The following is a 25,831-nucleotide window of genomic DNA, read 5'->3' on the forward strand; positions in this document are numbered from 1 at the left end:
CCTTCCTCCCTTCCGTTAAAAAACCGGATGTTTTACGTTTGTGTTTGAACATTTTTCTAAGTATATTTAGTTAACAAATATGTTAATCAGGTGTACTGAATGAAAGCGCTGCGTTTAAGGAACATTAACAAACCTATTTTCAACTTGCGAGATTTAGAGCGTGTTCTGAACGTTCTACCGACCTCTGCAAAAGTGATCGCTTCCCGCTATGTGCGGGCCGGTTTGCTGATCCGACTCAAGCGCGACATGTACGTTCTGGCCGAACAGTGGCCGTATTTTTCAATCGAACAAAAATTTCAATTCGCCAATCTCATCCAAACGCCATCCTATGTTTCTTTGATGACCGCTCTGTCTTATTACCAGATTTCAACGCAGATTCAGAGAGATTTCATCGAATCCATTGCTTTGAAACGCACAAAGCAGGTAAACATCGAGAAGACCATATTTCATTACAGCAAAATTAAATCCGATCTGTATTTTGGCTTTGTCCGACAGAGAAATTTCTTTATTGCCGAAGCGGAAAAAGCTTTGTTGGATGCGTTTTATCTAATGAGTTTAAAGCGCTACACGCTGGATGTGGCGGCCATTGATTTCGGTAAATTTGATCGTCAAAAAATAGCAAGTCTATTAACAAAATTCCCTGAATCTGTAAAGCAAATGGCGGCAGAACATGAACTGGCTTAACCAGCATGAAGTATTCGAAATAGAAGCGCTTGCCTGTTTAAAAAGCGCCCGCTTGCTGGACGCCCTGATATTTGGCGGCGGTACGATGCTGCGTTTATGCCATGAATTGCCCCGTTACTCGGTTGATCTCGATTTCTGGAAATTGAACGCGCAGGACGATCAGAATCTGCTGGACAGGCTGGTGCGAATTCTGGGCAAAACGTATGAAATAACGGATGCGCAACTCAAACATTTTACGATTTTAGTGGAAATGCGATCGTCGCGGTTCCCCGGAAGGTTAAAGATTGAAGTGCGACGTAGGTTAACGGATTGGGAATACGAGGAAAAGATTGCCTTTTCCAATTTTAGCGTCAAACAGGTTTTGCTTAAAGGGCATACGCTGCGGCAAACGATGATAAACAAGGTTCAGGCTTTAATGTCGCGCGGCGCCATCCGCGATGCTTTTGATCTAGAGTTTTTGCTCCGTCAGGGGACGCCACTACCCGCGCTTGATAATGAACAAATTGAACAGCTGTTGAAGCGAATAGAAGGTTTTACGGTTAATGATTTTAAGGTAACGCTGGGCTCGGTTATTGAAAGCGATTTGCGCCGCTACTATGTGCAGAATGGTTTTCGCTACCTGAAGGAGAAACTGTCCGCGCGCATGAAAAAATAGGCCATACATTGACCGCTTCCGCTACGCTCGGCAGCAGTCATTCCCGCGCAAGCGGGAATCCCTTCCACTCTTCCACGTCATTCCCGCGCAAGCGGGAATCCCTTCCACTCTTCCACGTCATTCCTGCGCAAGCAGGAATCCTTTTCAAAATGCAGCGGATTCCGGCTCTCGCTACGCTCGGCCGGAATGACACCAGGCAGTCATTCCCGCGCAAGCGGGAATCCCTTCCCCCCTTCCACAGTCATTCCTGCGCAAGCAGGAATCCCTTTCAAAATGCAGGGGATTCCGGCTCTCGCTACGCTCGGCCGGAATGACACCAGGCAGTCATTCCCGCGCAAGCGGGAATCCCTTCCACCCTTCCACGTCATTCCCGCGAAAGCGGGAATCCTTTTCATAATCCAGGGATTCCGCCTCTCGCTACGCTCGGCCGGAATGACACCAGACAGTCATTCCCGCGAAAGCGGGAATCCCTTCCCCCCTTCCCACGTCATTCCTGCGCAAGCAGGAATCCCTTTCATAATGCAGCGGATTCCGGCTCTCGCTGCGCTCGGCCGGAATGACCTACAGATACTCTTACACTTATTCCCCCAATTCTTCACTGTCCCTCCCGCGGTGAATCGCAGTGTCCGCCCCGAATCATCCATCCAAACATCTCCTATTTTTTTTGAAAAAATTTTAAAAAAAAATTTAAAAAATAAAAGCACCTAACGACAGATGCATTAGAGGTCATAAAAAAACGGAAAAAATTCCGGGACGAAGGTCAAATTTAAACCAAGGAGGTTCAATTATGGGAACTGACTTAACCCGCATCGCCGCTAACATTCCGGCCATGCAAAACATCAACATTCTCAGCAAGGTGAGCAACAACATTGCCAAGCACCAGTTGCGACTGGCTACCGGCAAGCGCATCAACTCGCCTTCTGAAGATCCTGCCGGTTATATGCTGGCGCGCGGTCTGGAAGCCCGTACACGCGGTTTGCAGGTGGCTCTGGACAACGTATCCAACGCCCAGAATATCCTTGATGTGGCAGAGGGCGCTTACTCCAACATCATGGATATCCTTCAAACCCTGAAGGAGAAAGCCACACAGGCGGCCGACGGCAGCTTAAATTCCACTCAACGCAGCGCCATTGACGGTCAGGCTGACGCACTGATCAAAGAAATTGACGACATCGTCGACAACGTTACCTTTAACGACACCAAATTAGTTGACGGAAATTACTCGGTGGCATTCCAGACTGGCGAGGACGGCACGGAGCAGCTGTCGGTTTCTCTGGGCGCCGCAGACAGTAGCAGCCTGGGCATCAGCTCCATCGATTTAAGCACGGCAAATGGCGCCAGTACAGCCATCAGCACCATTTCCAGCGCTATTGATACGCTGGCCGGTCACATGAAGACCCTGGGCGAGTACAAAGTGCGCTTACAATCCAAACAATCGAATCTGTCCAATGCCATCACCAATACGGAATCGGTCCGCAGTACCATTGAGGATGCAGACTTTGCCAAAGAGCAAATGGAAGTGATGAAATTGCAGATTTTGCAACAAACGTCGCTGTCTTCCTTAACGCAGGCCAACTCCGCTCCGCAGTTAGTACTGTCTTTATTCCGTTAATAAAAGCGGGTGGCGAGAAAATGGCGTGGTGGGGAGCTTCGGGCTCTCCACCTTTAAACTTTTAAACAGGAGATGAAAAGATGATGAATTACAGACCAGGACAGAACAGAGCTCAACACAATCCCTATCTGGTGCAAAAGATTATGTCGGCCAGTAAAGAAGAGTTGATCGCTTACATCTACGATGCGGCAATTACTGCATGCGCGCAAAAAGACAGCGTTAAAGCCCGAAACGCCTTAAACGCCCTGGTACAATCTTTAAACTTTGACTACAAAGAAACTGCTAATACATTTATGAATGTTTACCGATACTTAATGCATCTGATTAATAACAAAAAATTTGACGAAGCAAAAGCCACGTTCAGCGACTTGAAAAAGACCTGGGCAAAAGCTTTTAATTTATTGTAAAAAAAAATAACGGAGGCCATAATGGATATGTATTCCATTGGAAATTCCACCAATTCGATTCAATATCTTGTCGATCAATACATGATATTCGAATCGAGACCGCGGGACGAACTGCTGCAGAGAAAAGAAGAACTGAATAGTAAAAAGTCCGTCTTCAGCGAACTGGATTCCAAGCTCTCCGCTTTAAAGACCAAGTTAGAGTTTTTAAACGATCTGGTTTCACTGCCATTTCAGGCCAAAACAGCCGCTTCAAGCGATGAAGAGAAAATCGGCGTTCGCGTCGATAACAGCGCCTCCAAAGGAAATCACACCTTAACCGTTCAGCAACTGGCCAAATCGGACACGCGCGTTTCCAACCAGTTTAGCGACAGCGGCAGCGATTTTAATTCGTTTACCACCGATCAAACCTTTACCATCGAAGTGGCGCATCCTACGGACACCGATCCGGCCAACCGCGTGCAGATATCGATAACCGTAACCGCAGACCAGCTTGCCGGAACCAATGGAGAAGCCATCGCCAATATTGCTCAGGCCATTAACGACGCCATGGCCGAAGCCGTGGCCAATGAAACCATTACCTCCGAAGAAGTGGTTCATGCCGATGTAATCAGCGAGCAGAGCGGCTTTTCCCGCCTTGTGCTCAAAAGCGAGCAAACCGGCTACACCTATCGCATGGAGTTCGGAACCAGCGCTTTGTTAGATACCCTGGGCGTCAATACCAACGCCCTGTCTTCAGGCACAACCGGCGGTTACATCTACAATGTTGGAACGTCGATAACCGACAGCGAACTGAGCTCCGTTTTTCAACTGGACGGCTTAACCATGTATCGCGACTCCAATAATGTAGATGACGCTTACTCCGGGATTACTTTTAAATTACTGGATGTTTTTAGCCAACCGGTGACGGTAAGCGTGGATACCGACCTGGAATCGGTTCAAAAAGACGTTGAAGAATTTATTGATAAATACAACGAGGTGGTTGACTTTTTAAAGAAAAATGCACGCATGAATCCGGACACCTACGAAAAAGGCGCTTTAAGCCAGGATTCTGTCTATTCGGGCATGATTGCCGAATTGCGCACGATGGTCTCCGAACCGGTTGACAGCGCGGCCAATTCCAACTATCGTTTATTGTACAGTATTGGTATCGAAGCCGATAGAGACGGGAAACTTTCCATCAAAGACACGGAAAAGTTCACCTCAGCCTTAGAAGCCAATCCATCTTTTGTCTCCGATCTGTTTACCACCTCCGATGGCGTGGCTACCAGGTTAATCGACTATATCGATCGCTTTGTAAAAACCGGCGGCACCATTGATTCCAGCAAAAAACAAATAGACAGCCGCATTCGTTCCTTAGAAGACCGAATCGATTATATGAATGAGATTCTTGATAAAAAAGAAAAACAATATTTTGAAGAATTTACCAAGATGCAAGAGACCATTTACATGCTGCAAAATCAGCAAATGTTTTTTAGTTCATTTGGCATTACAGGCGGATAAAAATTTTAGGAGGAAGCCATGGACGAGTTAAGAATCAACGACAAAATAGAGGTTAAAAAACTGGCTGCCCTCGATCAATCAAAAATCGTCAATCTAAAAGATGAGAATAAAGAACAGAATGCGCATTTTAAAACCGAAGAAGAAGCGAACGCGAAACGCACGGCTGAAAATAGAAAAGTTTCCGTAGAAGAGCTGGTAGAAAGGGCTAACCAATACGTTAACCGTTTTAGCACAAAGATCTCTTTTTATTACGACCCGGAGCGTAAAATATCAAAAATTTTGGTTACGGAAAAAGGAACAGGCAAGGTTATTCGCCAGATTCCACCGGAGCAAATGGTTGATCTGATGGACAAACTGGAAGAGATTGCCGGCATTATTTACAACGGGAGGGCTTAATGTTTCAGCAGGAAACAAAAATTCCCAGCAATATGAATGAAATTTTAGCGCAGGAACTTGATTCTTTCAAAGCAGTTTTGCAATTTTCAGAAAAGATTGTGGATCAAATCGATTCGTTGCCCATATCGGTACTGCACAAAATGGTGGGTATGCGTCAGCAATGGATCGATCAAATCCAAAAACTGGAAAAGATGCGCGGTGAATTGGCGGAACAGAAGATGGATGAGAACGGCAAAAAAATGGTGCAGAATATTTCGGAATTGGCCCATAAGCTGGTAAAAATTGACGATCAGATTTACGCGGCTTTGCGCAAACGTAAAAATCAATATGTCAAACAACATGCCGATTTGATTTCGGCAAGAAGAAATAATAAAATGACGGATGGATATTCGCGAGTCATGGATATCATTCAGGAGTAAAAAATGGTTGATAAGTTAAGTCAATTAGGATTAGCAGGCGCCGCCTCCGATCGGCCGGATAAGATCAATAAAAAGGTAAAAACACGCGAAGCGGAGGCGAAAGCCAGCATAAAAGAAACCGACAAAATGGCCGCCGGTAAAACCTCTGGCGCCCAGGTTAAAATTTCCGACTCGGCCAGAGAATTAATGAAATTAAGAGCCGAAGCGGAGCGTTATTTAAAAATGGTTGAAGAAAAAGAAACCCTCTCCGCCGAAGAACTGGAAGAAATTCAAGCGCGTTTGCAATCCAATCATTACCTGAGAGAAGAAGTTATTGATAAAATTATCGATAAATTATTAGATCTCCCCGGTTTTAAAAATTTGTAAAAGCCGCCTGATCAATCTACCCTCGATTGCCGACCTGTTTATCCTCGCTTTAATATTTAAAAAAGTAAAAAAATAATTTAAAAAATTGAACGAACCAACGACCGATTATAGTGAAGAATATTTTAATGACAGAGGAGGTCAAAATATGAGCCTCATAAGGGACATCCTGGGTTTATCCGGCGTGGATAAAACGCAAAATTCCACGGGCGCAAAGAGGAACAATAGCGCAAAAAACGTAAAAAGCGACACGGCGTCCCGGAGCGTCAATACTAATATTTCGCCGGAAGCGAAACATCTGTTAGAATTAAAAAGCGAAGCCAGCCAGTTTCTGGATAAAGTGAAAAGCGCACAAACCATAACGCCGGAGGAAATTGATCAAATTAAAGAGCGGATCACCTCTCAATATTATTTTGACTCGCAAGTGATCGACCAGATTGTAGACAAGATGCTAAGGACGGTAAAAGTAAGTCGATTAAAATAACGCCACCATAAAATTCCGGGAATTCAATATGGATGCAACTGTTCGGAAACAGTCTGAAAATAATGCACTTTCTGGTTATAATTATTTAATCCAATTTTTAGAGATGGCGCCGGAAGGGGCGTTACTCATTGATCTGGAAGCTTTGACAATCCTGCATGTCAACCAGAATTTTTTAAACCTATCGGGCTATCAAAAAGAGGATATCGAAGCCAAACCTTTTTTAAACTTTTTTATTATTTCGGATTTAAAAGAATTTCTTGATCGTATCAATTCATTAAATCAAGAAAAGGCCGACGTGAGCTTTGACCTGGTGCTTAAAGGCGTAGAAAACCGCCTGGCTCCCGTTAAGCTGCATTTAAAGAAAAATGAATTAGCAGAAATTACCGAAAAATCTGTGGCGATTTGCTTTCTTAAAGATGTTACCGAGCTGAGACGACTGGAAGTTGAGCGAAATATGCTTTCGCATGCCTTACGCCAGGTGAATGAGGGCCTGGGCTTGTTTGATCTTGAGGGCAAAATCATTTTTGTAAATGAGTCGTTTTTAGACACATTCGGCTACAGACGAAATGAAGTGATCGGACGCAATATCGAATTCTTTTTCTCGCCTTTCATTGGCTATGAATTCCAACTGAATATTCTACCGGCTTCCATTAATGGCGGGTGGAACGGCGAGCTGCGGGCCAAACGAAAAGACGGCAAGGAGATCACCGTTTTTCTGTCCACTTCAACCGTTAAAGATGATGCTGGGCAGCCGGTGGTGGTGGTGGCTGTGTTAAGCGATATTACGCTGCGCAAACAACTGGAAGCGCAACTGCGTCAGTCGCAAAAGATGGAGGCCATCGGCCAGTTAGCCGGAGGCGTGGCTCATGATTTCAATAATCTGTTAACGGTCATAGAAGGCTACATCGATCTGTTAAAGAACAAACTGGATGAAAACGCTTCGATCAACAGTTATATCAATCAAATGAAAAAAGCCACCGAACGGGCGGTTTCTTTAACGCGCCAGCTGCTGACCTTTAGTCGCAGACAGGTGGTTCAGCCGAAAATTCTTGATATCAACAAGACCATCCAGGAACTCTCCAAAATGCTCAATCGTCTGATTGGCGAGCATATCGAATTAATAACCAATCTTGATCCCAAAATCTGGCGTATTAAGATCGATCCCAGCCAAATAGAACAGGTCATCCTGAATCTGGTGGTTAACGCGCGGGACGCCATGCCGGAGGGCGGTGAACTGATCATTGAAACCGAGCAGATTAAACTGGACCGCAGCTACAACCGGTTCCATCCCGACGTCCGCCCGGGCGATTATGTGGTTATCAACGTTTCGGACACCGGCATGGGCATGTCCGAAGAGGTGCAGCAAAGGATTTTCGAGCCCTTTTTTACGACAAAAGAAAAAGGGAAGGGCACCGGTTTAGGGCTGGCCACCGTCTATGGCATTGTTAAGCAGCACAACGGACATATTTCCGTATACAGCGAGATCGGCAAGGGCACCACCTTTAAAATCTATTTTCCGGCGATTAAAGCCAGGACCTCCAGCGAAGTAGAAGAGAGCGAAAGAAAGCATCTAAAAGGGCGGGGAGAACAAATTCTGGTGGTGGAAGATGAGTATCTGGTGCGTGAGTTGATTTGCGATACCCTGCGTAATTTAGGCTACAATGTGCTGGAGGCGGCTAATGGCGAACAGGCCCTGAGGGTTTACCAGGAAAACGCCGACACCATCGAATTAATCTTAACCGATCTGGTAATGCCGGTAATGAACGGCCGTAAACTGGCCCGGATACTTAAAAGAGAGAATCCCGACCTCAAAATTTTGTTCATGACGGGATATGACGATAATGCGATCAGCAAGCAAGGTATGGTGACAGAAGATATCGATTATATTTCAAAACCATTCTCGCCTAACAAATTGGCCAAAAAATTAGAAGAAATTTTCGAATATTAATCCGAATCGAGAATTTCTCTTACTTTTCTTGCCAGTTGATGCCCAACGAACGGTTTTAACAAATAATCCTTTTCGTTTTCCAGTTTGGGGCTAAAGGCGCTCATTAGTAAAAATTTGATGTCCGGTTTGATTTGCTGACAAAGCATCCGCAGTTCAATGCCATCCATGTCAGGCATTACCACATCGGAGATAACCAGATCAATCAAATCTTTATATTTGGTTAAAATATCCACCGCCTGAACGCCGCTGCCTGATATTAAAACTTTATAGCCATACGATTCCAGCGTGTCTTTTGACGTGGTCAAAATATCAATCTGATCGTCCACCAATAAGATGGTTTCATTGCCTCCTCTTACCATTTCCGTTTCCTGCGAATCCTCGGTCGGCGAAACAGCCGAGTGCGGCTTGACGGCCGGAAAATAGATTCTGAAAACAGTACCCTCGCCAATTTCGCTGTCAAACTGAATATATCCGCCGTGGTGGCGCACCAGCCCGTACACGGTGGCCAGCCCCAGTCCGGTTCCCTCTCCCACTTCTTTGGTGGTAAAAAACGGTTCGAAGATGTGCGCCTTTATCTCATCGCTCATACCAATGCCGGAATCGGCGACAATAAGCTGAACGTAATTGCCCGGCGGGATGTCCGCTTCACTCTCTTTAAGCGTAACATTATGCGTTTGTATGGTTAATTCACCGCCATCCGGCATGGCATCGCGGGCGTTGATGCACAGGTTGGTCAAAATTTGATCCATGGCGCTGGGATCGCCGTGAATTAAATGAAGGTCGTCTTCTAAAGTAACGATTAAATGGATATCTTCTCCCAGATATCTTTGTAAAATCTTTTTGTTGGAAAGGACGACTTTGTTCAGGTTGATGTTTTGCAGCGAAATTTTTTGCTGCCGGCTAAACATTAAAAGTTTTCGAACCAGATCGGCCGCGTTTTCCGCCTTATTGATAATGAGTTTAATATTTTCACGAACCGGACTGTCGCTTTTAATTTTGCGTAAAGATAATTCTGCAAGCCCAATGATCCCGGCAAGAACGTTGTTAAAATCATGGGCAATCCCTCCGGCTAACTGGCCGATGGCTTCTAATTTTTCGATGCGCCGCATTCTCGCTTCCAACTTTTTCTTTTCTGACAGGTCTGAAATTACGCCCATCACAAAAGGACCGTCCAACATTTCCACAGGCGTCAGTTGAATTTCAATGGGAAACTCAATTCCGTCTTTGCGCATGCCCGTTAATTCCACGGATTTAGTCGCCCGGATATCTTCGAGATGTCTGAAACGGCTCTGATTAAGAATGTTATCCTTGCCTCTTAAGCTAAAAGGCAGCAGCGTATCGGCAGGTTTTAAAAGGAGCTCGTCGCGGGAGTAACCGAACAGTTGTTCTGTTTTTGAATTGACCAGGTTAATGCGCCCGTGAATGTCAATTAAAATGATTGCCTGAAATGTGGACTCTAAGAGTATGCGAAAGCGGTTCTCGCTTTTTTGCAAATCGGTTTCATATTTTTTGCGTTCCGAAATATCTCTTAAAAGGCACAATATCTGATTTTCATGGCTTTTACTCAAGCGCGCTTCGAAATGTTTTAATTTTCCTTTTACCTGATGCTGAAATTCAAATGTTTGAATTTCGCCCGTTCGATTGGTCAGACGCAGCATGTTGTAAAATCGTTGAGCAATGGGCTGGGCAACCAACTCAAAAAATGATTTACCAAGGATCAAATGGGGTTCCACGTTAAAAAACTCGCCGTCTTTAACTTCCAGTATCGTCCCGTCAATGGTTAATAGCATCAATTGATCGGGCAGGGCGTCAAGGATGGCGCGTAGTTTTTTTTCGTTGGAGCGCAACAGTTTTTCCGCTTTTTTAAGCGGCGTAATATCATTAATATAGACGAACACTTCTTTTACCGTATTGTGTTCAATAATCGGAATGGCGTCCATTACAATCCACTTGCTTCTTCGGGGCAAATAACGGATTTTCAGAATATGGTTGGTTAAGGGTAGGCCTTTTTCCAGGGCGACGAATGGGGGAAATTGTTCGATTTTTACGCGTTTGCCCGACGTGTTGTAAATTTTCAGGTCTGCAAAATCCTTTAATGAAAAGCGGCGTTTATCATCAGGAAAATGAAATATTTTACGCGCCGCTTTGTTGATCATGGTTATTTTTTTATCGGGCGTTAAATTAAACACACCCTGAGTTAAGTTTTTATACAGCATCCTGAACTTTTTTTCGGAAGCCGTTAATGCATCCAAAGTCTTTTTTTGCGCAGTGATCTCTTTGATCATGATGTAGCAGGTTTGACGGCCGTGAAAGGTAAGAGAATGGCTTAATACCTCCACTTCTATTAAATTGCCGTCCTTCCGTTGATGAGTTAGTTCTTTGGTTTGTTGAATCAGAGCTTCGTTGTAGTCCTGCGGAATTAAACATAAAATTTCATCCGGCTGCACAAATAATTGATCAATTTTCATAGAGATGAATTCATCAAAGGTGTAGCCATAAAGCAGAGAAGCCGAATGGTTGGCCGTAATAATTTTACGGCTCTTGATATCAAAGATGAGCATGGGCATGGGGTTGTTTTCAAACATCAGCCGGAAAGACGCCTCGCTTTGCCTTGTGGTTCTGGAGCGGATTTCAATCAACTCTTCCAGGCGCTGCTGATAGCGAATATTTTCGCTTTGCAGCGCTTTATTTTCATTCATTAATTGCCAGATTTTCAAAGCCTTTTCCACAGTTTTTTCAAATCCATCGGCGCATTCGGCGTCAACAACGAAATCACAAAGCGACGCCCGGCCTGGCTGTGGCGCCTTTCCATTGGCGATGAGGATGATTTGGGTTTCGGGCCTTTGTTTTTTGATCTGCTCTAATACATTCGTCTTTGCAGGATACGATTCAGTATCGATGATAATCAAAGCAAAAGAGTCTTTCTGCAGCTCATCAAGGGCGGTGAAGGGGGGCGTAACCTCAACGAATTTTCTTTCTTCTTTTTGTAAAATATTTTTAAGTTGAAGAAATCCGTTCACTCGGGAATTGATGAATAAAATGTCGTTCATGAATCCGTTCCTAAACTTTCTTCATCCTTAAATTAAAGCGATTTGTCAGGATAGACTTCATTCAACATTGAACCGCTTATTGTTTTTGATTAATCGATTAATAAATAACAAACATGGGGCAAGGAAATCAGTCATTATGAACAGACTAAATTGCGCATTAGAATTGTTGTTATTATTCATAATTAAATATTTTACCTGCACCGAAAAATTTTTTAATTAGTAATTTCTCATTCGGCAAAAGTTGGCGCTTCTTTAAAAGAATCTTACAGGATGGGTTCCTGAATGGACTTAAATATTATCGCCCAAAAAGAAAAACTTTGTTTTTTTTTATTCTCTACTTTTCAGTTGTCTCACCTTTGAAGGGGCCAATATACCCCTCTTACCCTCTTATACTCTTATACTCTTACACTCCACCCTTCCCCAGCATTTAAAGTGATAAATTATGTTTAATGGCGAGTGGTCAATTTCTGATCTTTTTGAAGAAAAAGGGTGAAAATTGTTTAAAAAATGGGCATTTCATTCGACCTTTTGGAGTAAAGGAGGCGACGTATGGCGCAAACAATATTGCTTATCGATAATGACGAGACAACCATTCAATTGTTCATGCAGGTGGCCGCGGCTTTGAACATCGAGTATTTAATCATGCAAAATTGGGCAAGACCCCAAAACCTACCGGGTAGAAAGACCATTAAAGCGGTGTTTGTAAATGTGGAAATGAGTTCTGTGGATCTGCAGCAGATCATAAAAGAATTTATTCAAAACGATGAAGAGGAAAAAGCGCCTGTTTTTATTATGTATTCCAAATCATTCAGCAAGCAGTACCAGGTCGCAAAGAGATTCCCGCACAACGGGGAATTAAAAAAGCCGTTCAATGCGGAAGAATTATTCGAAGTACTAAACGCATGTATGGATCTGGAAGCGCTGATCGAATATCCGGAAGAAAAATACAGAGAAAAGATAAGAAATTTCCGCGCGTATTTAACAGCCACCAATGTTTTGATTAACAAGCTGGAGGCGTATTTTGAATAACAAAAAGCAAATAGATGAAGGACTCCGAATTATCTCATTAATGGACGGTAAACTAATACTGGCAGAAAAGTTAAGAGAAACAATCACGAGCGGAGAATTACTGGCCGTCTTGAAGCGCGCTGGTATTACAGAAGGCATTCTGCCGGGGTGTTTTCCCCTGCTGGGCCGAACGGATATCGTTCAGATTCCGGTGGCCCGCGCTTTTTATCGGGATGAACCTCCGGTCTTTAATGTCGCTTTTGGATTGGAAGCCTTTGAAAGCCAAATTTTAGAAGACATTCTGGCCGGAAGACCCTTCGATACCTTTGAAGAAAAATTCTCGGTAAAAAGAAATACCGTCTTGCTTTCAGTTCAAAAGCCGTTTACCAAAATATTAAAATACCCGGATGGGCATATTGAAAAAAAATGTAATCTGAACTTAAAGAACTACGACATCTTTTGTGGCAAAAACACCAGCGTCTATCAAAATTCAATCGTGGCTTTGATAGATGGAAGCGCCCACCGCACCAAAGACGGGAAAGTTCATGTGTATCCGGTGTTGACGGTAAAAGGCATGGGCGAAATACACGGCAAAGTGGACGAAGAGATTGCCTTCAAAGTTACCGGCGACATCCACAGCAATTCTTATCTGGAATCTCCTTCTAATGTGTTTGTATTGGGCGCCATCCGTTCGTCCTTTGTTAAAGCAGCAGGAAATATTCAGGCGCTGGAGGGCATTGACAACACCAAAGAAATAGAATCAAGCCGAATTATAAGCAAGGGCAAGGTGATTACGGTTTATATCAGAAACTATCGCGTCCATGCCAAAGACAGAGTGTTGGTAAGCGAGGGGATTCATAATTCACTGGTCATTGCGCACGACGAAGTGTGGGCCAATTTTATTGAAAGTTCAGAAATCCGCTGTCAAAAGGGGATCATTACCAATCATATTCGTGGAAAATCACGAATATTTTTGGGCCCCTCTTATATCAAAGAAGACGATGTGGATTCATTCCGTCATCAAATTCAATTAAGCGAAAAAAAATTAAAAAGCCAGGAGTTCGAGATTAAAGAGATAAAAGATCGACTGGAAAAGGAAAAGCAAACTTTGATGGGCTATTTTATGCGGTTAAAAGATGCCGGAAAAACCAGAGTGATGCTCGATAGTTCCATCATTCGTCTTTTTAACTCTTTAAAACTTACTTTTGAACAATACGAAGAAAGTGTGAAAAAATACGAAAGGTTATTCGCGGAATACCTGGCATATAAATCCTATCTCATTAACTGTCAACGGGCGATAAAAAATACCGCGCCTCCTTTTGTAAAGGTAATGGGGCGCATTGAACCGGGCGTGATTATTGCAACGCCGGCTCATGTGGTCAAGGTCTCTAAGCCCCTGGATCATGTATTAATTTTTATCGATCCGATTACCGGCCGGTTACGGTTTACCAATGATTTTAAGATGCTCTCAAACATATCTGAAAAAAGTTTTAATAAAATGTCCAATTATGTGCAGCAAACGGTTGAAAATGCATGAAAAAATTTGGGAGCCCAGAGATGCCATTGTCCCCGGAAGATAAAGAAATTATCATCGATTTTGTGAACGAAGGCCAGCAAGGACTTGAACGGGCAGAAGGCAATTTATTGAAGATTGAAGAAGCCGTGGCGGGCAGGGGGGAAATTGTCGGGGAATTTATTGATGAGCTTTTCAGAGTTTTTCATTCGATTAAAGGAAGCGCCGGGTTTTTAAAGTTCTCGCTCATTACTCGGCTAACGCATCACGCAGAATCCTTGCTTGATCACATCCGTAAACATCATACGCTGGTCAATAAACAACATACGGATATCCTGCTTGAGGTTTGTGATGAGTTAAGTCGTCTGTTTGACTATGTAAAACAACACTTTTCCGAGAGCGGATTTAGCGGTAATTTTGAAAATTTGATCGCGCGTCTTGAAACGTTGACCTCGGCTCTTAAGACAAGCGGCGATTTAACGGGAACTCCCCGGGAAGAACATCCAGCGGAGGCAAAACGCTCTTCTTTTAATTTAAAGGAATTTGAGATTACGGATGATTTGATCGTCCAGTTTGTGGCCGAAAGTACGGAACTGCTCGATGCGCTGGAACAGGATCTATTAAAGTTGGAAAAAGAACCGGCTAAGCAGGAGTTTTTAGAGAGTGCATTCCGAGCGCTGCATAGTTTGAAAGGCAATGCCGGCTATTTAAATTATCATGATATTGCCGAAGTTACGCATCAACTGGAAACCATTTTTGAAAGCGCCCGCAGCCATGAACTGCACCTTCAGCCCAAACAGGTTTCTCTGATCCTTAAAATCGTTGATTTTGTGCGGGCGGCTGTTCTTAATCTGGCAGAAGGGCAATCGCCCGCCATTCCCGGTAAATTGGGTTTGATCGATTTGATGAAAGAGATGATTCCCCAGCCTCAGCCGGCTGCACAAAGCGAACAAAATGACACAAAGCGTATTGCTCCTGATGCGCAAAAGAAAGACGAACATAAGCTTAATCAGGCTCTAACCCAGCTCGAGGCGCCGCAGACCAGCGCTAAAGCAAACGAGATGGTGCGCGTCGATGTGCAGAAGCTGGATCGTTTGATGGACCTGGTGGGCGAGATCGTCATTGCCGAATCCATGATTACGCACCATCCCGCGTTGAATCTTTCCGAATCGGAAGAGCTTGAGCAGGCCGTTGCCTACCTGCAAAGAAACATCCGCGAACTGCAAGATATTGCCACCTCCATGCGCATGATTCCTTTGAACGGCCTCTTTGGCAAGATGCGCCGTCTGGTGCGAGATATTTCTTTAAAAAAAGAAAAAAAAGTGGAGCTCGAAATCGTCGGCGGCCATACGGAGGTGGATCGTTCCATTATTGAGCATCTTTCCGATCCGCTGGTACACATCCTCAGAAATGCCATCGATCATGGAATTGAACCGGAAGCAGAACGCGTTGCACAGGGTAAATCGGCTGCCGGCCATCTTGTGTTGCGCGCCGACCGCGTGGGTGGAGAGGTCTGGATAGAGGTAAAAGACGACGGTCGCGGGCTGGATAAAGAAAAGATATTAAAACAGGCCAGAAAACGAGGGCTGGTCAACGAAAACAAACAGAGCCTGACAGAAGAAGAGATTTATAACCTAATTTTTATGCCAGGCTTTTCCACCGCTGAAAAAATCACCAATATTTCCGGCCGCGGCGTGGGCATGGATGTTGTTAAAAAAAATGTGGAAAAAATTCGGGGACACATCTCCATTGCCTCTCAATCGGGAAGGGGGACGACCATCCGCTTGAAAATTCCGCTTACCACGGCAATTATTGACGCCATGTTGTTGCGCGTAAGCGATACCATCTACGCCATTCCCATTCTGGATATTCGCGAATCGCTACGCGTGCACAAACAGCAGGTAATGGACCTGATCGATGGGCAGGAAATCATTAAAGTGCGCGATGAAATCATCCCTGTGATTCGCCTGGAACAATTACATAACCTTCAGGCAGGCGTGCGGGCAATCGATGAAGGCATTGTAGTGGTGACACAAACCCAGCAGCAGACCGTCGGCTTTTGGGTGGAAGAGATCATCGGGCAGCAACAGGTGGTCATCAAGCCTGTGCCAGACTACCTGGGAAGATTAGAAGGCGTTTCTGGCTGCGCCATTTTAGGCGATGGCAATATCTGTTTTATCCTCGATTTAGCCATTCTGATTAAGCTGGCGGAGACGATTAAAATTTAATATGGAGGGCTTTGCATGGTAGAAAATGAAGTTACAGCCGTAAGGGAAGAAGAAACGCAAAAAGATAAATATCTCTGCTTTCAACTGGATGATGCGGAATACGCGCTGGCCATTCGCCATGTAGTGGAAATTATCGGCATTCAGCGAATAACGACTATTCCGGATGTTCCTCCATATATCCGGGGTGTGATTAACTTGCGGGGCAAAATTATTCCGGTGATCGACGTCAGGATGCGCTTCCAGCTCGATGAGCGGGACTATGACGACCGTACATGCATCATCGTGGTGAGTATCAACGACAAAAGTGTGGGACTCATTGTGGATACGGTCAATGAAGTGTTGAATATCCCGCCGGCGCAAATTCAGGATCCCCCAAAAATCAAAAAAGGATCGCAAAACCGCTTTATCGCAGGACTCGCCCGGGTTGGCGATTCGGTTAAAATTATCATAAACATGGAAAAGTTTTTGTTTGAGGAAGAAATGGAAGGAATCAATAAAAAGGAAGCCGTCCTGTCGTAGGAGAACAAAAAACTACAATTAAACAACCATATCGATTTCAGGAGGTGTCCAGTGAAAAAATGGAGTTTAATCATTATCGGTTTGTTGCTGTTCATACAATATTCTTTTGGCGGTAAGGTAACCTGGCTACAGTATTTTTACGCCATCAAACAAATTTTCCCCGATGAAAAGCAGGTCTCTATTCTCATCCCTAAACAAGTCATGGAGGCCGAGCAAAAAGACATCAGACGCGCGGCGGCCATAACCAAGTTTACCGTTAAACTCTTTCCTGTGGAAGATACGCGCGACATCGGAACGAAAGTGAAAATGGTAAAAAAGAAAAGCATCCTGATTATTTATGACGATACGATGTTTAGGAATAAATCGAGCATGCTTTATATCCTGTCAAGGGCCAATGAACGGGAGCTTATGGTTGTAACGAGCTCGGAAGAATACGGGGAGAAGGGCGCTTTTTTGACCCTGTGCAAAAAGGATGACAAAAAGCTGAAAATTGTGGTCAATTTAAAATTTAAGCCGGAGCTCGCGGCAAAATTTACGCCTGAGTTTCAGCAAAAACTGGGCATTACTCAGGTTTTACAATGAGCATAATCAGGAAAGGAAGGGACCATGTGGTTTTCCAGACAAAATATCAGAAATAAAGTACTGTTGCTACTTATCCCGACCATTTTGTTCATGATCATAGGAGGGGTGTTGATCATACGCAAAATTACGCTTTCTGCCCTGGATCAGAATTTACAATCCTCGCATCGAATCATTGGGCACCTGGCGGTGGAAGCTGTAAAAACGGGCGTGGAGTTTGGCGATCGTGATTTAATTAAAGAGGCTCTGTCCGGCTTTGTGCGCGATCGGAATATTTCGTCCGTCAGAGTTTATGACGATAAAGGAGACGTGTTGTTTGCCTATGGCATCGAAAACGTAAGTCATGAAGATGCTCACAATGATGATGAACTATGGCAGAGCAACAACAATCTGTTTCTGAAATTACCGGTTACGTCAGGCGGAAAAACCATCGGTAAGGTAATCGTTGGACAAACTTTAGAAAGCCGCAATAAAGCGTTGAACAATGCCACCAATATTTTACTTTTGCTCTCCGTTCTGGGCGTTTTAGCCATAATAATTTTTCTGATCAAAATAACGCAAAAAATCACCCGCCCTTTAACCCATTTGAAAGAAGCGGCGTTACGGCTTTCTGAAGGGCAATTAGAGGTGCAAATAACCTATCCCCATCACGATGAACTGGGAGCTCTGGTGGAGGCCTTCCAAAAGATGTCGCAGGCCATCCGCCAAAAGGTGGAAGCGGCCAGAGCGCTGGCCAAAGGCGACATTGAAGTTGAAATAGAAACCCTTTCCGAAAACGATGTGCTCGGAAGCGCCCTGAATGAAGTCAAGGGCAGTTTAAAAGAGATGGTAAACGAACTGGAAGCGGTCATTACCCATCTGCAAAATGGCGCCATCGAAGCCCGTTGCGAGGTCAGCCAATTGTCCGGCGTTTATGCAGAAGTGCTCGCCAATTTGAATCACGCGCTGGATATGTTGACCAATCCCATAAAAGAAACGATCGGCATTTTAAACGAATATGCGCGCGGGAATCTGGAGCGCTCCATAAAGGAATTGCCGGGCGACCTGGCCGGATTGACGGTGGCCATTACGACCATTCAAACCAATCTTAAGGCTCTGATCACAGAGAGCATTGAACTGGTTGAACAGGCCAAAGCCGGAAATCTTAAATACCGCAGCGATGCGCAAAAGCTGGAAGGCGCCTATCGTCAAATTTTACATGGATTTAATCAGACGCTGGAAGCCATGACCGGGCCGGTAAACGAAATTAAACACGCGTTGCAGAAACTGGCCGAAGGCGACCTGCGGGCGAAAATCGAGGCGGATCACCCGGGCGATTACGGCCAGATGAAAGATGCGTTGAATCAGTCGTTAAAGGCGTTAAACGAAGTGCTTGCTTCCATTGCCACGGCCGTGGAGCAAATGCAAAGCGGCGCCAATCAGGTGGCCGATTCCAGTCAGGCCGTTTCGCAGGGGGCAACGGAGCAGGCCAGCTCGTTGCAGGAAACCACCGCTTCCATCGAAGAAATTGCCTCGCAGGCCCGACAAAATTCGGAAAATGCGGCCAAAGCCAATGAAATTTCTTCGATCGCTCAAAAGGCAGCCGAAGAGGGTAACCGACAAATGGCCGAAATGCTCCAGGCCATGCAGGCCATCAACGACTCTTCCAGTCAAATTTACAGGGTTATCAAAGTGATTGATGAAATAGCCTTTCAGACCAATTTACTGGCTTTAAATGCCGCCGTGGAAGCAGCCAGGGCCGGCGTGCACGGAAAAGGCTTTGCCGTGGTGGCCGAAGAGGTTCGCAATCTGGCACAGCGCAGCGCCAAGGCGGCTAAAGAAACCGAACAACTTATTGAAAATTCTACACAAAAGGTTAAATACGGCAGCGAAATTGCCAATCAAACGGCCAGTGCCTTGCAGTCCATCATCCAGAACATCACCAGCGTAAGCGATCTGATCGACGAAATAACCAGCGCTTCCGCCGAACAGGCCGAGGGAATAGAACAGATACGGGAATCATTAAAGCAAATTGACAACGTTACTCAGGCCAATGCCGCCAGCGCCGAGCAAAGCGCTGCGGCCGCAGATGAGCTTTCCAGTCAGGCCACCTACCTGCAAAAGATGATCGGTCATTTTAAATTGACCGCTTTTAAGTTGCAGGAATCGGTCACCGCCGCCGATCATTACCGGCCGGTGGAGGTAGGCCAGGGCCGCAAACAATGGCCGGGCTCTAACGGCAACGGAAATATAGGAAACAACGGCGATAGTTTTGACCTGAACGATGACGATTTTGGCGAGTTCTAACAAAACGAGGCGCGCATGAAAACAGAAGCCCCGCTGTTAACGGATGAAGCGTTTGATAAAATTAGCGAACTGGTTCACCGACGCGTCGGTATTGTGCTGACTACGCAAAAGCGCTCATTGGTGCTTGCCCGGCTGCAGTCGGTTTTACGAGAACACGGCTTCGTCAATTTTGAAGATTATCTCAAATTCCTGAAAAATGATGCAAGCGGTCGCGCGCTGAATACATTTATTAACCGTATAGCCACCAACCACACTTTTTTCAATCGCGAGGCGCCGCACTTTGAGTTTCTTAAAAAGGTAGCCCTGCCGCAACTAATGGAGAGCGCTGGCCGACATTCCAGACTGCATCTCTGGTCGGCAGGCTGCTCCAGCGGCGAAGAACCCTACCAGATGGCCATGGAGTTGATCGAGGTTCTTGGAGAAACTGCGGCGGCCGAGAAAGCGGCCATCCTGGCAACAGATATTTCCACAGCGGCTCTGAACCGGGCGCAAATCGGCATTTACGACAGGGAAAATGTGCAGCATCTGCCTTCCGCCTATCGGTTAAAATATTTTTTACCCGTGGATGAAAACAACTTTCAGATAAAGCCGGCGCTTCAACGCCTCATTTTATTTAAACGCTTGAATCTGGTGCGTCCCCATTTTCCTTTTAAAAAGCAATTTCATGTCGTCTTTTGCCGCAATGTCATGATTTATTTTGATCAGGAAACCAGAGCCAGTCTAATCGCAAAATTCTACCGTTATCTGGCGCCAGGCGGTTATTTGATGTTAGGGCACTCCGAAAGCATTCCGCCCGGAAATAGATATTTTAAATATGTTCGTCCCGCCATTTACCGGAAAGAGGAGTGATATGACCACAGCACGCGTCCTGATTGTCGATGATTCGGCGTTAAGCCGCCAGATTTTGCGCAGGGGATTGCAGGAAGATCCGCAAATCGAAGTGCTGGCTGTGGCTTCCGATCCTTTGAAGGCGGCGTCCTTAATCAAAAAGTACAATCCCAATGTTCTGACCCTGGATGTGGAAATGCCGGGCATGAACGGCATTGAATTCTTAAAGAGACTGATGGCCAGTCATCCCCTGCCAGTGGTGATGGTTAGCTCTCAAACAGAGAAAAATTCCAGAATAACCCTGGAAGCGCTGGCTCTGGGTGCGGTAGATTTCATTTTAAAACCACATAAGAACATCAGAAATGGTTTAAATTTAATGATGGCGGAATTGCGGGAAAAAGTAAAATGGGCGGCGCGCTCCCGAATATCCCCGCCGATTAAAAAAAATCCGAAGTCAACGATTAATACAATAGAGCCGAAGCGTTCTTTGACAAGAACGGATCATGTCATTGCCGTGGGCGCTTCGACCGGCGGCATTATGGCCATACGCCGGCTTTTGTGCGCTCTGCCGGCGGAGTCCCCGGGCGTGTTGATTGTACAACATTTGCCGCCGCCTTTTACTTCCATGTTTGCCAGGCGGTTGGATGAGCAATGTGAAATTCGCGTAAAAGAGGCGCGAACAGGAGCGCGCGTGGAGCCGGGATTGGCGCTGATCGCCCCGGGCGATTACCACATGCAGCTGGTGCGTTTCGGCCTGGAATATCGTGTCATCTGTCGCAAAGGCGCGCCGGTGAACGGGCATCGGCCTTCTGTGGATGTGCTCTTTCGTTCTGTGGCCAGGCATGCCGGCGCCAGAGCCATCGGTGTGTTGCTGACCGGCATGGGCAACGACGGCGCCGAGGCCCTGCTACAAATGCGACGCGCCGGGGCGCGCACAGTGGCCCAGGACCGGAAGTCGTCCGTTGTGTTTGGAATGCCGCGCGAAGCTTTTGCCCGGGGAGGAGCGGAGCGTCTGGCAGATATCAATCAAATCCCGGAAATCATTAACGCCTATCTGAACGGAACTCTGTGATGGCCCAGTTGATTTGCGGCGTGGGAGATATTGTGATATCGAACCGGCCTGAAGACAGCATTAAAACCTTTGCTCTGGGCTCGTGTGTGGCGGTTATTTTTTATGCGCCAGAATTGAAAATTGCCGGTATGGCGCATGTGGCCTTGCCAGATTCAACCGTCAACGTCCGCAAGGCCGAACAAAAGCCCGGATATTTTGCGGATACCGCCATCAGTCACTTAATCCGAAAATTAAAAGGCATGGGAATCAAAAAGAACGGCCAGATATGGATTAAATTGGCAGGCGGAGCCAATATGCTGGACCGCAACGGTCAATTCAGTATTGGTAAAAGAAATGTGCTGGCCATTAGAAAACACCTGTGGCGATTTAAGCTGGGCGCCATTGCCGAAGATGTTGGATTCAATTACAGCCGAACGGTGAGTGTATGCGTGAACAATGGGAAAATTGTCATCACCTCGCCGGGACGCTCCCCAAAAGTTTTGTAATTTTTAAACATAGGAGGGGACAATGGTTAAAATACTTATCGTGGATGATTCTGCGACGGCACGGATTCTCATCAAAAAAAGCATCGAAATATGCGGCCTGGAAGATGCCGAGTTTTTTGAGGCCGCAAGCGGCAAAGAGGCTTTAGATGTACTACAAAGGCAGGAGATAGATATTGTCTTTAGCGATTTGAATATGCCTGAAATGGACGGCGTTACCCTGCTTAAAAAAATTAAGGCCTCGCCCGCTTTAAATCACCTGCCGGTGGTTATTATCACCAGTCTAAAAAATCAGGCCAGTGAAAAAGCGCTTCTGCAGGAGCATGCGCGCGCCGTGCTCGGCAAACCGTTGAAATTTACAGAAGTTTATCAGACGCTGCACGATGTTTTGCAATTTGCCTGAAAGGAGGGAAGTTTATGCGGCAAGAAACAGTAGAAATGGCGCTGGAAAAAGCCATCGCCGAGGCTTCAGAACACCTTTTCTTTCAGGAACTGATGGAAGTTCGCATGCAACGTCCGGCAGAGAGCTTTTCGCCGGGCGATTATCTGGTACTCATCAAAGTTTCAGAACCACTTAAAGGCATACTGGTATTAATTTATGAACGGCATTTTGCCCCTCAACTGGTAACCGAAGTGATTGGCGATATTGTGGATGACGACAATGCGGTGACTGACGGCTTAAAAGAAATCAGCAATACCATTGCCGGAAATCTGATGGCCAATATGGTTCCGGACACGCCCTTTAAAATCGGTTTGCCGAGCTGCTGTCATATCTTTCATGTTAATGATCTACCGGTGGAGTACGTTTTAAACTTTTACTTCGACGAGACCAGAATAGGCGCTTTTTGGATAATGGAATAAATTTTCCCGCAGGAGGAAAAAATTTCTTCTGTTATCAACGAATGGAGCAGAGGAGGCACGTAAAAACAAGGCCTTTCAATCTGATTTTCCTGATTGCAGATAAGTGGCACATTTTTTGAATGAAAGGAAAATAAAAACTCGAGGATTGGTTATGTTTGAGGACAAACGGATTCTATTTGTTGAAGATTCTCCGACTATGCGCAGAATCATCGCCAATTCTTTAAAGCAACTGGGCGTAAAAGAATTCGAAGAGGCCCAGAACGGCCTGGACGCTCTGGAAAAGTTGCACGAGGCGCCATTCGATCTGTTAGTGACCGACTGGAATATGCCGGAGATGAATGGCAAAGAATTAGTGGAGGAAGTTCGCAAACTGCCGCGGTTTAAAGAACTGCCTATCATGATGATTACCACGCGGGGGATGGAAGAAGATGTGTTGACGGCCATACAGGTAGGCGTTAACGCCTATATCATCAAGCCTTTCACGCCGGAAATTTTGCGAAAAAAAATTATGGAGCTGTTTAATAAGTCCTGATTGGAGGAGGAGATGGGAGGAGCTAAAGGATTGGACCAGCTAATGTCAAGGATCGAACAATTAAAAAAATCTTTGAAAACGGATGATGAGGTTGTTACTGTTGTCAGCGATGTGTTGATATTTATCGAGGACCTGATTCCCTTAATGTTGGAAGGCAACGCCTTCATGCGCGATACGGCCAATAAAGTGCCTTCGGCAGCGGACAATTTAACCAGAATAAACCAGACAACAGAGATGGCAACCAAAGAAGTCCTGGATCGCCTCGAACGCATTATGGAACAATTAGAGTCACTTAAGAAAGATATCATTAAAGAAAAAGACACACTGCAAAATGTTAAAACCGTCGATGATATTCAGGAAGAAATCCACCAGATATTTTATGCTTTCCAGTTTCAGGATATTACCAGCCAGCAGCTGGAATATGTAAAGCGCATTTTAAAAGCCATCAACGAAAAATTTATGGAGCTGTTTAATTCATCGATACGCCTTAAGGGAAATACGATCTTTGGTAAAAACATCATAGAGGCCATCGAAAACGAAACAAAAAAGAAACTAAGCGATGATGTTTTAACCGATACGAAAGATTTTGTCAGACAAAATGAAATTACACAGGAATCGATCGATAAATATTTCAAATGAGAGTGGGAAAACATGAAGAATGAAGGGCTTTTTAACCGCGATCAAAGTCTGATATTTAAAAATATTGAACGCGTTAAACCTGCAAAGGCAAAAGTGATCAAACGCGATCAGGTGGTGGTTGGTCAAAAACGGAAAATTGAACATGCCATGCAGGTTTCGGAAACGCATACCGAGGGTAAAATCACGCCCGTGCTAAACGGCGAAGAATTGATAGGCATTATCTATGAATGCAGCTGCGGTAAAGTTGCACAGATTTTGTTCGATTTTGAGGAAACGACCGAAATCAAAAAACATGCAGCAACAGGTTAATTATTGTGGAAAAAATTAGAATCACGATCAGCAAAGATGAACTTAAAGCCTTTTTAACCATCCCCATCAAGGGCGCACTGTTTCCTTCGCGAGAAGAAATTTTATTCGGATTACGAACGGCCGGCATTAAACAAGGCGTAAAGCTCGAAACGCTGGATGAAATTGCCCGGCGCAAGGAACCGGTGTACGAAGCGTTAATTGCCGAGGGAAAACCGCCTGTTAAAGGCAAAGACGCACAGCTGGTGTGGGAAATTCCTCTTAAAGGCCATGGGGACGCAACAAAAGCGGAAAAAGACGAAACAGCGCGCATCGATTTTAAAAAGGCTTTACACTTTGTTCCGGTGCAAAAACACCAGGTTCTGGCCCGTAAAATACCGGCAGAAAGCGGACAAAATGGCCTGACGGTTACGGGGAAAGAAATTCCCTCCTGGGGCAGAGACATAGCCCTGCCAGCCGGCAAGAACACTGAGATTTCGGAAGACGGATTGGAATTGCGCGCCGCCATTACGGGGTCCGCTTATTTACAAAATGGTAAGGTGCATGTCGATAAAGTGTTGCACATCAAAGGCGATGTGAACTACGGCACCGGCAATATTAAGTTTACCGGCCCTGTTATCATCGAGGGCGACGTTCGTTCCGGATTTAAAGTAGAGGCGCGGGACTCCATCGTTATTAACGGCAATGTGGAAGCCGCCCATATTTATTCCCAGCAGGGTGATGTTACCGTTAAATACGGGGTAGTGGGGAAAAAACGGGCAAAAATATTAGCGGCCGGCAATTTTACCTGCGGTTTTGTGCAGGATGCCACCGTGGGCGTGCGCGGCGACGTCATGGTTTCGCACTATCTTATTAATTGCAATGTTTCGGCTGGCGGCAGAGTGATCGTTAAAGGAAAGGAAGGACAGATCCGCGGAGGAAGCATAACTTCGGAAAAAGGCATTCACGCCGTAACGGTCGGTTCGGATCGCAATATTTACACAGAACTGAAGATTTTTTCTCTGGCGCAAAACAGTTCGCAAAAAAAATTGTGGGAATTAAGCCGCATGCGTACCGACATGGCTCTGCGCCTTTCCACCCTGGAAAAACGACTGAAATTTCTGGAAATCATTAAAAAACAGGTTAAAACCATTTCCGAAGAAAAAATAGCGGAAATGGAATTTATTGCAAACGAAATTAAACGACTCAAGGCCCGCCTCATGCAGCTGGACGACGAGGAGATCGTACTGCAAAAGGAGGCCGCCAAAGAACGGATGTTAAAGGAGGTTGTTGTTGAGGGCAGTCTCTTTCCCAATGTCCATATCGATATCAATGGCCTGGGTTTTCATTCGGACGAAACATTGAGGAGCGTTAAAATATACCGTTTTAAAGATGAATTAATCGTCGAATCGTTAAAAGGGACGGAAGACCTGAATTACGATATTTTTGTTCCCGGAAGTAAAACTTAAATTCAGAGGCGA

26 protein-coding genes are annotated in these 25,831 nt (G+C 45.3%); 25 read left to right on the forward strand and 1 reads right to left on the reverse strand.

What is annotated here, in order from left to right; genetic code table 11:
• Positions 1-99 precede the first annotated feature (99 nt).
• The 10 genes from Cabys_RS06650 to Cabys_RS06700 all read left to right on the forward strand — a co-directional run bounded on the left by Cabys_RS06650 (position 100) and on the right by Cabys_RS06700 (position 8,468).
• A complete protein-coding gene (locus Cabys_RS06650) occupies positions 100-684 on the forward strand; it encodes a type IV toxin-antitoxin system AbiEi family antitoxin domain-containing protein (RefSeq protein WP_006929481.1) in 585 nt (194 codons plus the stop codon).
• Entirely contained in the window at positions 671-1,339 is a 669-nt protein-coding gene (locus Cabys_RS06655) for a nucleotidyl transferase AbiEii/AbiGii toxin family protein (protein ID WP_006929482.1), read from the forward strand. The genes Cabys_RS06650 and Cabys_RS06655 overlap by 14 nt, the downstream gene beginning before the upstream one ends.
• Before the next feature lie 787 nt (positions 1,340-2,126).
• The gene (locus Cabys_RS06665; RefSeq protein ID WP_006929484.1) at positions 2,127-2,951 is read left to right on the forward strand and encodes a flagellin; all 825 of its coding nucleotides are present in this window, start codon (positions 2,127-2,129) and stop codon (positions 2,949-2,951) included.
• 80 nt (positions 2,952-3,031) lie between these two features.
• Positions 3,032-3,358: a flagellar export chaperone FliS gene (gene fliS, locus Cabys_RS06670; RefSeq protein ID WP_006929485.1), complete on the forward strand. Its 327-nt coding sequence runs from the start codon at positions 3,032-3,034 to the stop codon at positions 3,356-3,358.
• A 21-nt stretch (positions 3,359-3,379) separates the two neighbouring features.
• On the forward strand, positions 3,380-4,858 hold the full coding sequence (fliD, locus tag Cabys_RS06675) for a flagellar filament capping protein FliD (RefSeq protein WP_006929486.1): 1,479 nt from the start codon (positions 3,380-3,382) through the stop codon (positions 4,856-4,858).
• An 18-nt stretch (positions 4,859-4,876) separates the two neighbouring features.
• Positions 4,877-5,254 carry a flagellar protein FlaG gene (locus Cabys_RS06680; protein ID WP_006929487.1) on the forward strand — a complete coding sequence of 126 codons (378 nt, stop codon included), beginning with the start codon at positions 4,877-4,879 and terminating at the stop codon, positions 5,252-5,254.
• The gene (locus Cabys_RS06685; protein ID WP_006929488.1) at positions 5,254-5,673 is read left to right on the forward strand and encodes a hypothetical protein; all 420 of its coding nucleotides are present in this window, start codon (positions 5,254-5,256) and stop codon (positions 5,671-5,673) included. The genes Cabys_RS06680 and Cabys_RS06685 overlap by 1 nt, the downstream gene beginning before the upstream one ends.
• Positions 5,674-5,676: 3 nt before the next feature.
• Entirely contained in the window at positions 5,677-6,039 is a 363-nt protein-coding gene (locus Cabys_RS06690; protein ID WP_006929489.1) for a hypothetical protein, read from the forward strand.
• A gap of 145 nt (positions 6,040-6,184) precedes the next feature.
• On the forward strand, positions 6,185-6,520 hold the full coding sequence (locus Cabys_RS06695; RefSeq protein WP_006929490.1) for a hypothetical protein: 336 nt from the start codon (positions 6,185-6,187) through the stop codon (positions 6,518-6,520).
• A gap of 28 nt (positions 6,521-6,548) precedes the next feature.
• Positions 6,549-8,468, forward strand: a complete 1,920-nt coding sequence (locus tag Cabys_RS06700; protein WP_006929491.1) for a hybrid sensor histidine kinase/response regulator — start codon at positions 6,549-6,551, stop codon at positions 8,466-8,468.
• Here Cabys_RS06700 and Cabys_RS06705 read toward each other — a convergent pair.
• Positions 8,465-11,518 (reverse strand): PAS domain S-box protein, encoded by a 3,054-nt coding sequence (locus tag Cabys_RS06705; protein WP_006929492.1) that lies wholly within the window; start codon positions 11,516-11,518, stop codon positions 8,465-8,467. The genes Cabys_RS06700 and Cabys_RS06705 overlap by 4 nt on opposite strands.
• A gap of 549 nt (positions 11,519-12,067) precedes the next feature.
• Between Cabys_RS06705 and Cabys_RS06710 the strand changes: the two genes are divergently transcribed.
• From Cabys_RS06710 to Cabys_RS06780, 15 genes are all read left to right on the forward strand, one after another.
• On the forward strand, positions 12,068-12,547 hold the full coding sequence (locus Cabys_RS06710; RefSeq protein WP_006929493.1) for a response regulator: 480 nt from the start codon (positions 12,068-12,070) through the stop codon (positions 12,545-12,547).
• Complete coding sequence (locus tag Cabys_RS06715; protein WP_006929494.1) at positions 12,540-14,063, forward strand: FapA family protein; 1,524 nt, start codon at positions 12,540-12,542, stop codon at positions 14,061-14,063. The genes Cabys_RS06710 and Cabys_RS06715 overlap by 8 nt, the downstream gene beginning before the upstream one ends.
• Before the next feature lie 20 nt (positions 14,064-14,083).
• On the forward strand, positions 14,084-16,267 hold the full coding sequence (locus tag Cabys_RS06720; RefSeq protein ID WP_006929495.1) for a chemotaxis protein CheW: 2,184 nt from the start codon (positions 14,084-14,086) through the stop codon (positions 16,265-16,267).
• Between the two features lie 15 nt (positions 16,268-16,282).
• Positions 16,283-16,786 (forward strand): chemotaxis protein CheW, encoded by a 504-nt coding sequence (locus tag Cabys_RS06725; protein WP_006929496.1) that lies wholly within the window; start codon positions 16,283-16,285, stop codon positions 16,784-16,786.
• Positions 16,787-16,837: 51 nt separating this feature from the next.
• Positions 16,838-17,368, forward strand: coding sequence for a type 1 periplasmic-binding domain-containing protein (locus Cabys_RS06730; RefSeq protein WP_006929497.1), 531 nt, complete (start codon positions 16,838-16,840; stop codon positions 17,366-17,368).
• 24 nt (positions 17,369-17,392) lie between these two features.
• Positions 17,393-19,651, forward strand: a complete 2,259-nt coding sequence (locus Cabys_RS06735) for a methyl-accepting chemotaxis protein (RefSeq protein WP_006929498.1) — start codon at positions 17,393-17,395, stop codon at positions 19,649-19,651.
• A gap of 15 nt (positions 19,652-19,666) precedes the next feature.
• Complete coding sequence (locus Cabys_RS06740; RefSeq protein ID WP_006929499.1) at positions 19,667-20,500, forward strand: CheR family methyltransferase; 834 nt, start codon at positions 19,667-19,669, stop codon at positions 20,498-20,500.
• A gap of 1 nt (position 20,501) precedes the next feature.
• Positions 20,502-21,551, forward strand: a complete 1,050-nt coding sequence (locus tag Cabys_RS06745) for a protein-glutamate methylesterase/protein-glutamine glutaminase (RefSeq protein ID WP_006929500.1) — start codon at positions 20,502-20,504, stop codon at positions 21,549-21,551.
• Positions 21,551-22,036, forward strand: a complete 486-nt coding sequence (locus tag Cabys_RS06750; RefSeq protein WP_006929501.1) for a chemotaxis protein CheD — start codon at positions 21,551-21,553, stop codon at positions 22,034-22,036. The genes Cabys_RS06745 and Cabys_RS06750 overlap by 1 nt, the downstream gene beginning before the upstream one ends.
• A 22-nt stretch (positions 22,037-22,058) precedes the next feature.
• Positions 22,059-22,436 carry a response regulator gene (locus tag Cabys_RS06755; protein WP_006929502.1) on the forward strand — a complete coding sequence of 126 codons (378 nt, stop codon included), beginning with the start codon at positions 22,059-22,061 and terminating at the stop codon, positions 22,434-22,436.
• 14 nt (positions 22,437-22,450) lie between these two features.
• Complete coding sequence (locus Cabys_RS06760; RefSeq protein WP_006929503.1) at positions 22,451-22,894, forward strand: chemotaxis protein CheX; 444 nt, start codon at positions 22,451-22,453, stop codon at positions 22,892-22,894.
• A gap of 151 nt (positions 22,895-23,045) precedes the next feature.
• The gene (locus Cabys_RS06765) at positions 23,046-23,426 is read left to right on the forward strand and encodes a response regulator (protein WP_006929504.1); all 381 of its coding nucleotides are present in this window, start codon (positions 23,046-23,048) and stop codon (positions 23,424-23,426) included.
• Between the two features lie 12 nt (positions 23,427-23,438).
• Entirely contained in the window at positions 23,439-24,065 is a 627-nt protein-coding gene (locus Cabys_RS06770; protein ID WP_006929505.1) for a DUF3418 domain-containing protein, read from the forward strand.
• 12 nt (positions 24,066-24,077) lie between these two features.
• The gene (locus Cabys_RS06775; protein WP_006929506.1) at positions 24,078-24,374 is read left to right on the forward strand and encodes a hypothetical protein; all 297 of its coding nucleotides are present in this window, start codon (positions 24,078-24,080) and stop codon (positions 24,372-24,374) included.
• A gap of 5 nt (positions 24,375-24,379) precedes the next feature.
• Complete coding sequence (locus Cabys_RS06780) at positions 24,380-25,819, forward strand: DUF342 domain-containing protein (protein ID WP_006929507.1); 1,440 nt, start codon at positions 24,380-24,382, stop codon at positions 25,817-25,819.
• Positions 25,820-25,831: the final 12 nt, after the last annotated feature.

It is taken from the genome of Caldithrix abyssi DSM 13497 (assembly GCF_001886815.1).
Taxonomy (GTDB): domain Bacteria; phylum Calditrichota; class Calditrichia; order Calditrichales; family Calditrichaceae; genus Caldithrix; species Caldithrix abyssi.